Source organism: Marinibacterium sp. SX1 (genome assembly GCF_050389775.1).
GTDB lineage: Bacteria > Pseudomonadota > Alphaproteobacteria > Rhodobacterales > Rhodobacteraceae > Marinibacterium.
In genome coordinates, this window is the sequence record NZ_CP177146.1 from 114,841 (window position 1) to 127,783 (window position 12,943).

10 protein-coding genes are annotated in these 12,943 nt (G+C 68.9%); 8 read left to right on the plus strand and 2 right to left on the minus strand.

The features are described from left to right. Positions 1-81: 81 nt before the first annotated feature. A complete protein-coding gene (locus ACK3BB_RS23100; protein ID WP_428929240.1) occupies positions 82-405 on the plus strand; it encodes a hypothetical protein in 324 nt (107 codons plus the stop codon). A gap of 186 nt (positions 406-591) precedes the next feature. After that, positions 592-999: a hypothetical protein gene (locus ACK3BB_RS23105; protein ID WP_428929241.1), complete on the plus strand. Its 408-nt coding sequence runs from the start codon at positions 592-594 to the stop codon at positions 997-999. 131 nt (positions 1,000-1,130) lie between these two features. Here ACK3BB_RS23105 and ACK3BB_RS23110 read toward each other — a convergent pair whose 3' ends face one another. Beyond that, the gene (locus ACK3BB_RS23110; protein ID WP_428929242.1) at positions 1,131-1,694 is read right to left on the minus strand and encodes a carboxymuconolactone decarboxylase family protein; all 564 of its coding nucleotides are present in this window, start codon (positions 1,692-1,694) and stop codon (positions 1,131-1,133) included. A gap of 136 nt (positions 1,695-1,830) precedes the next feature. Here ACK3BB_RS23110 and ACK3BB_RS23115 point away from each other — a divergent pair, with 136 nt between their 5' ends. Beyond that, complete coding sequence (locus ACK3BB_RS23115) at positions 1,831-2,427, plus strand: TetR/AcrR family transcriptional regulator (RefSeq protein ID WP_428929243.1); 597 nt, start codon at positions 1,831-1,833, stop codon at positions 2,425-2,427. Between the two features lie 19 nt (positions 2,428-2,446). On the opposite strand, the gene ACK3BB_RS23120 is transcribed toward ACK3BB_RS23115, so the two are convergent. Further along, on the minus strand, positions 2,447-5,506 hold the full coding sequence (locus tag ACK3BB_RS23120; protein ID WP_428929244.1) for a cation:proton antiporter: 3,060 nt from the start codon (positions 5,504-5,506) through the stop codon (positions 2,447-2,449). 482 nt (positions 5,507-5,988) lie between these two features. Between ACK3BB_RS23120 and ACK3BB_RS23125 the strand changes: the two genes are divergently transcribed. The 5 genes from ACK3BB_RS23125 (at position 5,989) to ACK3BB_RS23145 (ending at position 12,943) form a co-directional block, all read left to right on the plus strand. Further along, positions 5,989-7,053, plus strand: a complete 1,065-nt coding sequence (locus tag ACK3BB_RS23125; protein WP_428929245.1) for a hypothetical protein — start codon at positions 5,989-5,991, stop codon at positions 7,051-7,053. 70 nt (positions 7,054-7,123) lie between these two features. Beyond that, positions 7,124-8,830 (plus strand): Gfo/Idh/MocA family protein, encoded by a 1,707-nt coding sequence (locus ACK3BB_RS23130; RefSeq protein ID WP_428929246.1) that lies wholly within the window; start codon positions 7,124-7,126, stop codon positions 8,828-8,830. Continuing rightward, a complete protein-coding gene (locus ACK3BB_RS23135) occupies positions 8,827-10,374 on the plus strand; it encodes a hypothetical protein (RefSeq protein WP_428929247.1) in 1,548 nt (515 codons plus the stop codon). The genes ACK3BB_RS23130 and ACK3BB_RS23135 overlap by 4 nt, the downstream gene beginning before the upstream one ends. Before the next feature lie 25 nt (positions 10,375-10,399). Then, positions 10,400-11,662 (plus strand): ABC transporter substrate-binding protein, encoded by a 1,263-nt coding sequence (locus ACK3BB_RS23140; RefSeq protein ID WP_428929248.1) that lies wholly within the window; start codon positions 10,400-10,402, stop codon positions 11,660-11,662. A 339-nt stretch (positions 11,663-12,001) separates the two neighbouring features. Continuing rightward, on the plus strand, positions 12,002-12,943 hold the full coding sequence (locus ACK3BB_RS23145) for a carbohydrate ABC transporter permease (protein WP_428929249.1): 942 nt from the start codon (positions 12,002-12,004) through the stop codon (positions 12,941-12,943).

Sequence of the window (12,943 nt, forward strand, 5' to 3'; positions counted from 1 at the left end):
CCTGCAACTCCCGTCCCCTCTTGGCCCCTAGACCGGGGCCAGACGCCGCAGCGAAGCGGCGCGATACAGGAGTGATCCAAGATGAGAAACCTGCGGAAACGGCTGGCCATCGGGGCAACGCTGATCGGATGCAGCATGGTGTCGCTGGGCCTGGCCATGGCCCCCGACCTGCTGTTCGGCGCCCCGTCGACCCCCGCGCCCTATGACCTGGCCCAGGCCGGCGGCAAGGGCGGGCCGGGCGGCCAGCGCCCCCCGCGCGAGGCGCTGGACGCCTGCGAGGGCAAGAGCACGGGCGCGGCCTGCAGCTTTGACACCCGCGACGGGGCCATGAGCGGCACCTGCCAATCGCCCGACGCGCAGGCCCCGGCGGCCTGCATGCCCAAGGGCGGAGCGCCGAAGGGCTAGGCAAGGGACGCGCGACATGCGGATGAAACTGCTGCCCCTGACCCTGGCGCTGCAGATGGTGCTGCTGCCGCCGGGCGCCCTGGCCCTCGGGCCGGGGACCCGGCCGGCCGCAGAGTGGACCCAACGGCCGGACATCTGCCCCGGAACACGGACATGCCGGCCAGACTGCGAAACATGGAGATCCTCATGGGTTTGCAACACGACGACATCGACGGACCGGCCCGCGTGACCGGATCAGCCCGGGCGCAAGGCCCCGGGACGGCGCCGGACACGACGGCGCGGCCGCCTGCCCCGGCGCCGCGGGGCTTCACCGGCACCGGGCGCTACCTGTGGCAGGCCAGCGTGATCTCGGTGCGCTATGGCGGCGAGGCCCTCGGGCCGATGGCCCTGCCCGGGCCCGATGTCCCGGCGCCCTTCGGCCATCCCTTCCCCGGGCTGGCGATCTTCGGGCGTGGGCGGCTGGACCCCTGGGCGCCCTGCGGGCTGGGCCCAAGCGGGGCGCAGGTCGGGCCTTTCGGGCTGGTCTTTCGGCGCAAGCCCAGGATGGCGGGCCGGCCGACACCCCGGGCGGTCAAGGTCAGGGCCGCCGGCTAGGTCGGGGCGGGTCGGGCACGCGGGTTGATCCTGTCCCGATCGCTGCGCCCCGTGTGAGCGGCCCGACCCCGGCGGGACGGGCGCCCGATGTCCCCGGGCGCCCGTTCCTCTTTCCGCATGTCAGGCCGCGATCAGCGCTTGGCCTTCGGCGTCCAGGCGAATTTCTGCATCACCGCGTCGACGGGCGTCTGGGCCACGTGGTTGGTGTAGTTGCTCATGACCTTCTGGGCCAGGCCCAGGATGATGTCGAGCACCTGACGCTCGCCGTAGCCGGCGGCATAAAAGGCCTCGAACGCCGCATCCGACGGGTTGCCCCGGGTGTCGAGCATGGCCAGGGTGAAGGTGCGCAGCGCCTCCAGCTTGTCCGACGGCAGCGGGGTTTCGTCGCGCAGGGCGTCCGAGATCTCGTCGCTGACCCCCATCATCTTGGCGATGCCGGTATGGGCGGGCACGCAGTAATGGCATTCGTGGTAGACGTTGATCGTCTGCCAGACGACGGTCTTTTCATCGGCGTCAAAGGCGGTGTCCTCGGCAAAGAGCCGGTGCAGCACCTGGTAGCCTTCCAGCAACGCCGGCGAGCCGGCCATCACCGCATGCAGGCCGGGCAGGCGGCCAAAGGCCTTCTTGGATTTCTCGATCAGCGGAACGGCGGCTTCGGGCGCGGTGGTTTCGTCGAAGGTCTCGAACTTGGACATGGGAGCTTCCTTTCTTGAGTGATCGCTCAAGCCCCATCTAGTCATGTTGAACGATTGCTCAAGTGATATTTGAGTGATCGCTCCATTTTCTCTTCCGGGGCCTTTCGCAGCCCTGTCCGGCGGTCTATGGTCAGGCATGGCACGAACGGCTTCATACGACCGGGACGCGGCGCTGGACGCCGCGATGGCGCTCTTCTGGGTCAAGGGCTATCACGCGACATCGCTGAAGGATCTCGAAGAGGCGCTGAAGATGCGGCCCGGCTCGATCTATGCGGCGTTCCAGAGCAAGGAGGCCCTGTTCCGCGCGACGCTGGATCGGTATGCCGGGCGCATGGCCGAGGACCTCGACACGCTGGTCGCCGAGGCGCCCTCGCCGCTGTCGGCCCTGCAACGGCACCTGGCCAACATTGCCGACCTGACCCCCTGCGACCGGCCGTCGACGGCCTGCATGCTGGTGAAATCATTGCTGGAGGTGCCCCAGGACACCGACCTGCGGGCGCTGGTTCTGGGCCACCTGGACAGCATCCAGGCGCGGCTGGCCGGGGTCATCCGAGCGGCCATCGCGGCGGGCGAATTGCCCGGCGATTGTGATGCCGACCGGCTGGCCCGGCGCATCCAGACCTATATCTTCGGGCTCAAGGTCCAGGCGCAGCGCGAGACCGACCCCGAGCGGATGCGCGCGCTTTGTGCCGACCTGGCCGAAGAGATCGGGCGGCTGCGGCAGGCCGCCTGACCTGCCGCAGGGCCTGTGATCACGGCTTGGTCGCCGGGTCGTCGGCGGGTGTGTCCGACGGAGCCGTCTCGGCGGGTGCGTCGGCGCCGGTGTCGGCCGGGGCATCGCTGACCGCATCGGCGGGGGTGATACGGTTCTTGCCGGCCGGGGCAACGGGGATCTGGTCCGCATCGCGCTTGGGCGCGGACGTGTCGGGGCCATCTTTCGCCGTGTTGGCTGACGTCTTGGGGCCGGTCGCCTTGTCCGGGTCGGCTGGCTTGTCCGGATCAGCGGCCTTGGCCAAGCCGGCCGCTTTCTCCGCTTCGGCCGACTTGGCCACCTTGGTTGTCTTGTCCGGGGCGGGCACTTCGGCCGACTTGTCCGGGGCGATTGCCTTGCCGGGATCAACGACCTTGCCGGGGTCAGCAGCCTTGCATGTGACGCCCGACGTGCCATCACCCTTCTTGCCGTCACGCGCCTCGTCCACCTGGCCGGTCGTCGCCTTCGCCGGGCTATCGCCCTTGTCCGCAGCGCTCTTGTCGGCCCCGGCCTTTGCGGCCGCTTCCTCGGCTTTGCGGGCCGCCGATTTCCGCCCCAGCGACAGCGCCGCGGGCAGGCGGGGCATGTCGACCTGCTGGTCGTCCAGGCTGATCCGCACGGCCTCGCGCAGGGCCTCGCTGCGGTCCAGCAGCTTGCGGAACTGGGCCTCTTTCAGCTCCAGCAGGACCGACGGCGCAATAGCCCGGGCCTGCGCCGGCCGCGCCCCGGCGTTCAGCAGCACCACATGCCCGAACATGTCCCCCCGGCCCAGCCGGTTGACCCGTCCCGCGCGCTTGACCTCCAGCGCGCCGGAGGCAATGAAATGCACGCTGCGCCCGGTGCTTGTCGCCGCCGGGACCAGATCGCCGGCATTGACATAGACCGATTTCAGGCCGCGCTGCAGCCGCCGCCGGCTGCGCTTGTCGAGCGCGTCATAGAACGGCAGCTGGGTGATCAGGTCGGCCCGCTGGATCGCCACGTCCAGCGCCGGGCGGCTTTCCTGGCTGCCCCGCCGGTCGGTCAGTTCCTGCAACAGGGCGGTCAGCACCTCGGCCCCGATCAGCCCGTCCTCGTGCAGCCCGCGATATTCGCGTTCTTCGAGCCGCAGGGCCGCGCGGCGGATGAACAGGCGTTCGAGCTCTTCGGCATAGCCCGGATATTGCAGGCGCATACCTTCCAGCGCGGCTTCCAGCGCCTCGTTCCGCCGGGCCATCATCTCGTGCAGCAGCTGGGCCACGCGCTTGCCGTGAATGCGCCGGATGCGGTTGTCGATGAAGGCGTCGAGCTCTTCCAGGATCACCCGCTGGGCCAGCATGAATTCGAACCGATCCGCCGTCAGCCGGCCCAGCGGGGCCGACAGGCGCAACCGGTTGTGCAGGGTCAGGGCCATGCGGAAGGCCCGGCCATAGGCCAGCATGTCGCGCGCCGCATGCAGGTACCCGGCCCGGCCCTTCAGGCGCACCGCCTCGATCAGCGTGTCGGCGCTGGTGTTCAACCGTTCGGCCACCCGGGCCGAGATCAGACGTTCGCGCATCTGGTCCAGCGCGGCTTCGCGCTCGGCCGCGGCCAGCGAGATCAGGCCCAGCTTGACCCGGTCCTTGTCGAGAATGCCGGTGGTTTCCTCGGCATCGCGCACGGCGTCTTCCAGCCGGGCGCCGAATTGCTTGGCCTCGGACCGGACGGTGTCGCGGTTGAGGCGATAGTTCTGGGTGACCTCGGCAACCTCTTCGCGCACGGTCTGCAGGGCCACGGCCACGGCCTGCTGCAACAACGCGGCATCGAAGGGCGACAGCCGGTCCAGCCCCAGCCGGGTGATGACCCAGCGCAGGGTCGTGCCCTGGACAACCAGGGTGAACAGCGTGAAACCGGTGGCAAGAATGCCGACCAGGCGCTTGATTTCATGGGGGATCATCGGGTTCTCGGTGACCGCCAGGGCCAGCGCGAGGGTCAGCGCCCCGCGCAGCCCGCCCCAGAGGATCGCCGCCCGGTACGACAACTCGACCGCCGGCGACAGGCGCAGGGCGGTGAGCGCGGGCATCAGCACGAAGACGATCAGCGCCCGGGCCACGACAGCCGCCGCCACGACCACCAGGATCAGGCCGAAATCGCTCAGCCGCACTTCCTGCAAGAGGCGCGGGATGAACAGCGCGGCCAGCACGAAGATCATCGCCCCGGCCCAATGGGCCAGCAGGTCCCAGACCTCGCGCAGCTTGGTCCAGGCCTGCGGGGACAGGCGCAGAGGGGCGGTCAGGTGCAGGGTCAGCCCCGACACGACCACGGCGATCACGCCCGAGGCGCCCAGCAGCTGTTCGGCGGTGATGTAGGCCAGGTAGGGCAGCGCGACCGAGACCGACAGCTGGGCCAGCATGAAATCCCCCAGCAGGCTCATGACGCGCACGGCGATCTGGCTGGCCAGCCAGCCGGTCAGCACCCCGCCAAAGATCAGCACGGGGAATTCGGCCATGGCCTCGCCCATCGACGGGTCGGGAATGCCGACCATGACAAAGCCCAGGAACAGGCTGAACAGGGCGATGGCCGCGGCATCGTTCAGCAGGCTTTCACCTTCGATGATGCGGGTCAGGCGCTGGGGCGCGGCGATGGACCGGAAGATGCTGACCACGGCCGAGGGATCGGTCGTCGAGACGATCGAGCCGATCAGCAGGCAGGCCGTGAGGGGCAGCGCGCTGGTCCAGCTGAGCGCCAGGCCGACCAGCCCGGTGGCCGCAACCACGGCGATGACGGCCAGGACGATGATGGGCACGCCATCGCCGATCATCTGGCGCAGGTCCATGCCGATCGTGGCCTGGAACAGCAGGGTCGGCAGGAAGACATAGATGAAGACATCGGCCTCGATGGGCAGGCCGAGAATGGCTTCGGCCACCGGGTTCAGGGCATCGGTCAGGTCGGTGCGCAGGAAAAAGCTGGCACCCAGCCCGACGAGGATGCCGATCAGCGCGATGATGGCGCTGTAGGGCAGGCGCAGCTTGGCGGCCAGGGGCTCGGCCAGGCCGATCAGGAAGAACAGCGCTGCGATGAAGGAGATGAAGAACCAGGTTTCCATAATGCAGTGATAGCAACTTTCGGCTGAAAGAAGGGTTGAACAATGGTGGGACGCGGCGCGCTGCGGGCCGCAGCGCAACATGCCGGTTTCCCGATAGAATATGTGGCGGGGCCTTGTCTAACCAAGGTTGTGCGAAATGCGGCGGCATGTCCCGGCCGAAGGGCCGTTTTCGGCCATGGGATGGGCGGGAAATGGGCGGGACACGGCGGCTTGCCGCCTGTTGGGGCAGCGCCTGGGCGGTGTGATGGGGGCAACACGGGAGCGGCACGGGGGCAGAGCCAGGGGATGCTGGGATCATCCGGGGCGATGGCGGGCCGACAACAGGGCGCCGCGGCGCGCAGATGGGGCGGCCAGGGCGGGAACATGCGGCGGCCCGGGCGGAAGCGACGGGCGGACTTGCCTGCGGGATCGACGGGCAGGGCTGATTGGCAGGATTGACGGACAGGATTGACGGGGCGCCGCGCGCGAATTCTAACACGGCCATGCCCGACCGTCGCGAGGATGTCAGCACCTGGATTGCCGCCGAACTGGCCCGCCTGTCTCCGGGCGACCGGCTGCCGACGATGCGCGAGATGATGCGCCGGTTCGGCACTGCCCAGCGGGTGATCGAGGCCGCCCTGGCCCCGCATGTCAAGGCCGGCCGGCTGGTCTCGCGCCGGGGGCTGGGCATCGTCGTGACCGAACCGCCCGACCCGGCCCGGATCTGGGAGGCCGATGTCCTGGTACTGTATCGCCTGTCGGCCAGCCGCCTGGCGCGCAACCTGCTGATGGAACTGGAACAGCGGATCAAGGCCCGGGGCCACCGCATCCTCATCCTGGGCTTTTCCGACGAGGGCCAGGCCCTGTCGATCCTGTCGCGACTGGGCCGGTTCCGGGTCTGCATGGTGCAGGTCCATTTCGAGCCGATCACCCTGCCCTTCCTCGCCGGCCTGTCCGACCATGCCGACCAGGTCGTGGTTGACGGCATCTCGACCACCGGGGTCGGGGTCGATGCCATCGGCACCAACTGGCGCGAGGCCCTGTCGGTGGCCATGCGCCACCTGCGACAGGCCGGGCACCGGCGGATCGGGTTCCTGACCTCGAACCACCCGGCCCGGCCGATTGCCATGGCCCGCCAGGAATACCTGCGCCAGGCCGAACAGATGCCCGGCGGCGGCTGGCTCATCGCGCTGGATGCCCTGCCCGGCGATTATACCTCGCGCGACATGGCCGGGGCGCTGGACGGGCTGAGCGATGGCACCGGCGCCCTGCCCTTCACCGCGCTGATCACCTGGGGCGTGGTCGATGGCCACCTGGTCGACCGGGCGCTCAGCGCGCTGCGGCTGGCCCCCGGGGCGGACCTGTCGGTGATGATCCTGGGCAGCGTCGATTTCCCCTCGGAACATCTCGACCGGTTCGACGTGGTGGGCAATTCCAACGCCGAAAAGATCGACACGTTCGAACAGGTGCTGCTGTCGCGGCTGGACCCCGAAGGCCCGGCCCCGGCCACCCATTACCTGCCCATCCGCCACCTGGCCCAGGGCAGCGTGCGGCCCTGCGAGGAGTGAGTATAACTCCCATTCTCAGGTTAATTATACTCACATACCGTGCTCCCGAATCGCCTGAGCAGGAGCATTCATGCCCGCAACCACGCCAGCACCGACGCCCGGAGCCACCATCACCCCGGACCAGGACCACGCCCGCGCCCCGACCCACGGGGCCGGCACGGGTACGGGACCCAACACCGGGCTGGATGCTGGGACGACGGCCGGAGCGACTACAGGGCCGAACACCCGGCAGGGAATTGGAACGGCGACTGGGACAGTTGCGGGGGCGGACACTGAACCGGGCGCTGGCACGACAGCCGCGACGACCACCGGGCTGAACACCCAGCCGGGCGCTGGCACGTCGGCCAGGACGACCACAGGGCCAGGCAGCGAGCTGGGCATCGGTGCGACGACCGGGGCGGCCATCGGGACAAATACCGCGTCGAACACTCCCACAACGACCGGGGCAACCACCGGCCCCGACAACGGGCCGCGCACGGGACGGGACACCGGCACGGGCACGACGACCGGGCAGGGCACGGAAACGGACCAGGCTCCGATCGGCGTGGCGATCATCGGGGCGGGCGAACGCGGGGTCTATTACGTCGGCAGCCGCATGGCCGAGCTGGCCGCCGAAACCGGCTTTCGCATCGTGTCGGTCCATGACCGGCTGCCCGAACGGGCCCGGCTGGCCGCGGCCCACCTGGATGCGCTTTATGCCGGGGCCGGGGTCGGCCACACCGTCGGTGTGGCTCCCGACCTGACGGCGGCCGTCACCGATCCGGCGGTGCAGATGGTGCTGGTCACCACACATACCAACGCCCATCTCGAACCGGTCCGCGCCGCGGTGCGGGCCGGCAAGCGGGTCTACCTGGACAAGCCGATCTCGGTCAGCCTGGCGGATGCCCGGGCCATCGTCGCCGCCGAGGCCGAGGGCGGCGCGCCGATCATGATGGGCTTTACCCGGCGCTATGAACGGCCCTGGATCGACGCCATCGCCCTGTCCCGCACAGGGGCCACGGGCACGCCGCGCATGGTGCTCTTGCGCTCGGTCATACCCTATACCCGCTACCTGCAGCTGTGGCACCGGACCAATGCCGCTTCGGGCGGGGCGATCAACGACAAGGGATCACATCATTTCGACGTGCTGAACTGGGTCGCCGGGCCCGGCGCGCGGGCGGTGTCGGTCACGGCCATGGGCGGGCGATCGTCGATCTTCGCGCCCGATCCCGACGCTCCGGCGCGGTGCAGCGAATGCGACCGGGCCTGCCCCTATCGCCGCCACGAGACCCTGATCGACGTGGCCGAAGGGGTCGGCCGGGTGCCCAACGACAGCTGGCTCGACGCCACCGACCCGGCCGACCGCAACGACAATTGCGTCTACCTGCCCGGCTCGGACATCGACGACCATGCCGTGGTCACCGTGCAATATGACAGCGGGTTGGTGGCCTGCCTGTTCTTCACCATCTTCGGCCCCTATGCCGAAGACCAGGAAACGCTTGAAATCATAGGCGAGTCCGGCCGGCTGCGGATGGAACGCCATTCCGGCGAGATCGACCTGGTCAGCGGCCACGGGGCCGAGCGCCGGGTGATCCCGGCCGGGGCCGACAACCGCGACTCGTCGCATTTCGGCGCCGACCTCGAACTGGTACGCACCATGCGCCGGTTCATCGCGGGCGAGGCCCCGCCCGCCGGGGTGCGCGACGGGCTGGCCTCTCTCGAACTGGTCGAGGCCGCGCGCCGATCCATGGCCGCCAACGGCCGCGCGGTCGATCCGCGCAACCAGGAGTTCCTATGACCGCCAGATTGCCTTCCCGGATGACCCCGCTGGCCCGCAGGCTGGGTGTTCAGCCGTTCTACGGCGACATCCACAACCATTGCGACCTGTCCTATGGCCACGGCCGGTTTGCCGATGCGCTGGCCCGGGCCGCGCTGCAGCTGGATTTCGTGTCGATCACCGGCCATGCCCATTGGCCCGACATGCCCGTGGACCTGCCCGAGGTCGCCCATATCGTCGATTTCCACGTCAAGGGCTTTGCCCGGCTGCGCGATGGCTGGGCCGGCCATTACGACGCGCTGGCCGCGGCCGAGGGCCCGGGGTTCACGGTGTTCCCGGGCTATGAAATCCATTCCTGCGAACATGGCGATTACACCATCGTCTACCGCGACATCGACGGCGCGCCGCTGCACCTGGCCGACAGCCCGGCCGAGCTGAAAGCCGTGCTGGACGCGCAGATGCCCGGCCGGGCGCTGGCCTTCCCGCATCACATCGGCTACCGGCAGGGCGCGCGGGGCATCAACTGGGACACGTTCGATGCCGGGCTGTCGCCCTTCATCGAGATGAACTCGATGCATGGCTGCGCCGAGACCTCGGAAAGCGCCCGGGGCTACCTGCATTCGATGGGCCCGGTCGATGGCCATTCGGCGATGGATCACGGGCTGGCCCGGGGCCATGTCTTTGGCATCGTGGGCAATACCGACCACCATTCGGCCTTTCCCGGATCATACGGCCACGGCCGGATGTGCGTCTATACGCCGTCGGCCAGCCGGGCGGCGATCTGGGACGCGATGATGGCCCGCCACACCAACGCGCTGACCGGGGCCAATATCCACCTGCTCTGCGCCCTGGGCGATGTCATCCAGGGCGGCATCGCGGCCCCCGCGCCCGAGGCCCGGCTGGACATCGAGGCCATCGCCGGCGGGGCCATCGAGATGATCGACGTCATCCGCAACGGCCGGCTGGCCGCGCGGATCTCGCCCGAGCTGACCCCCGCGCCGCTGAGCGATGCCGGCGAGACGATCCTGTTCCTGGAAATGGGCTGGGGCGCGCGCGGGTCGTCGCATGACTGGACCGGCGAGATCGCGATCGACGGCGGCGAGATCACGGCCATCGAACCGCGGTTCCGGGGCAGCGAGGTCGTCTCGCCGCTGGAAGGCCATGACACCGGCTTTGCCCTGCCCCGCGCGGCGTTGCAGGACGGCACGGCCCGGTTCGCCGTGACGGCCGAGGCCAATCCCAACAATTCCACCACCGCCACCCAGGGCATCGCCCTGCACCTGCGGCTGGATCCGGGGGCCACGATCCGCGCCCGGCTGGACGGCCGCGACCTGGCCATCCCCGCCGCCCGCCTGCGCGACGGCGCGCTGGCCGGCAACCTCGGGCCGATCGACAGCCCGGCCTACCTGTTCCACCCGCTGCCCGCCCCCGCGCGCTGGCAATGGCAGGGCCAGGTGCCGCTGGGCCCGCTGGCCCATGGCGATTCCGTTTACGTCCGCCTGCGCCAGGCGGACGGGCAGATGGCCTGGGCCTCGCCCATCTACTGCCGCAGTGGCGCAGAATAATGAAACAAGGACAGGGAGTCCCCAGATGACCACCAAGAAAGCCCTGGCTGCGGGTGCCGCAGCCCTCGCGCTCTCGGCAAGTGCCCTTGGCGCCACCGAGCTGAACATCGTGCATGGCGCCGTCGGCAAGGACCAGGAGGTGCTGCGTGCGGCGCTCGACCGGTTCGAGGCCGAGACGGGCCATACCGTCAACATCGTGTCGATGCCCGAACGGACCACCGACCAGTTCGCCCAGTTCAAGCTGTGGCTGAGCGCCGGGTCGACCGATATCGATGTCTACCGGCTGGATGTCATCTGGGCGCCCCAGCTGGCCGACCATTTCATCGACCTGACCGAGGCCACGGCCGACATCATCGACCAATATGTCCCCGCCGCCGTGGAAAGCCAGACCGTCGACGGCAAGCTGGTCGGCCTGCCGATGTTCCTGGGCGCCCCGGCTCTGTATTACCGGGCCGACCTGCTGGAGAAATACGGCAAGGAGGTTCCGACCACCTGGGCCGACCTAACGACCACCGCGCAGGAAATCATGGATGCCGAGCGCGCGGCCGGCAATGACGAGATGTGGGGCTATGTCTTTCAGGGCGCGGCCTATGAAGGGCTGACCTGCAATGCCATGGAATGGATCGCCTCGAACGGCGGCGGCCATGTCGTCGAGCCCGACGGGTCGATCTCGGTGATGAACGACAAGGCCGTCGAGGCCCTGGCCCTGGCCGGCAGCTGGCCCGACACGATCTCGCCCCCGGGCGTGCTGAACTATGCCGAGGAAGACGCCCGGGGCGTGTTCCAGTCGGGCGACGCGGTGTTCATGCGCAACTGGAACTATGCCTATGCGCTGGTCAACGGCGACGACAGCCCGATCAAGGACGTGGTCGAGGTCACCACCCTGCCCGCCGGCGACAGCGGCGCGGGCGCGTCGATCCTGGGCGGCTCGCACCTGGGCGTGGCAAAGTATTCCGAACACCAGGACGAGGCGATCGAGCTGATCCGCTTCCTCAACAATGCCGAAAGCCAGCGCGCCCGGGCCATCGAAAGCTCGCGCCCGCCGACGTTGACGGCGCTCTATGAAGATGCCGAGATCGGTGAGAAACAGCCTTTCATCCCGCTGTGGAAACCGGTGATCGACAATGCCATCGTGCGCCCGGCCGCGCCGACCAAGACCGATTACAACGAGGTCTCGTCGGAAGTCTGGACCGCCGCCCATTCGGTGATGGCCGGCGAGATGGAGCCCGAGGCCGCCGTGGCCCGGCTGAACGCCATGCTGACCCGCCTGAAGGGCGGCGGCTGGTAAGGCCCCGGCCACGCATCGCGCCACGCCCCGGCCCCGGGGCGCGGCAGGCTGCGGGGCGCCCGCGCGCGCGCCCCGTGACACACCCGCCCGAAACCTCGCCGCCCGTGTCATGCCCGGGCGGAGCATAACCTCAAACTGACCCACCCGCCCGTCAACACGCCTGCCACTCAAGGCACCCGCCATTCTACGCCCGCGCTCCTTGACGCACCCGCACGGACCGCCACCACTGGCAAGACGTTCATCCGTACCGCCGCCCGCATACGCCTTGCGCACCGCAACCACCCCGCTCTGCCGCGCCCCCGCCAAGCACCATCCTCAGCCCTGGACCCGGACCCGACCATGACCCACAAGACCGGCCTGACAGCACAACGCACCCGCGCGGCATGGGCCTTTGTCGCGCCCATGCTGCTGGTGCTGGCCGCCGTGGCCCTTTACCCCCTGGCCCGCACGGTCTGGTTCGGCTTTACCGATGCCTCGCTCAACGATCTCGACGGCGCCCGCTGGATCGGCATCCGCAACTACCTGGAATGGCTGGATTACGGCAACGGCCAGGGCGAATGGCTGGGCCTGCTGGCCGATGACCGCTGGTGGCGGGCGGTCTGGAACACGCTGAAATTCGCCTTTGTCTCGGTCTTCTTCGAAACCCTCTTCGGGCTGATCATCGCCCTGGTGCTGAACGCCCAGTTCCCCGGCCGGGCCATCGTGCGCACCGCCGTGCTGGTGCCCTGGGCGATCCCAACGGTCGTTTCGGCCAAGCTGTGGGGCTGGATGCTGCATGACCAGTTCGGCATCATCAACGACATGCTGATGACCATCGGCCTCATCTCGGCGCCGATCGCCTGGACCGCTTCGCCCGATACCGCCATGGCCGCCGTCATGATGGTCGACATCTGGAAGACCACGCCCTTCATGGCCCTGCTGATCCTGGCCGGCCTGCAGATGATCCCCAATGACATCTACGAGGCGGCCAAGCTGGACGGCATCGGCCCGGTCCGCGTCTTCCGCCGGGTGACCCTGCCGCTGGTCATGCCCGCCCTGCTGGTCGGCGTCGTGTTCCGCGCGCTCGATGCGCTGCGCGTCTTCGACATTGTCTACGTGCTGACGCCCAATACCGACACCACCCGCACCATGTCGCTTTATGCCCGGGAAAACCTCTTTGATTACGACAAGTTCGCCTATGGCTCGGCCGCGTCCACGCTGCTGTTCCTGATCGTCGCCCTGATCACCATCACCTTCATCTATGCCACCCGCATGGATCTCGAAGGCAAGGAGGACAGCTGA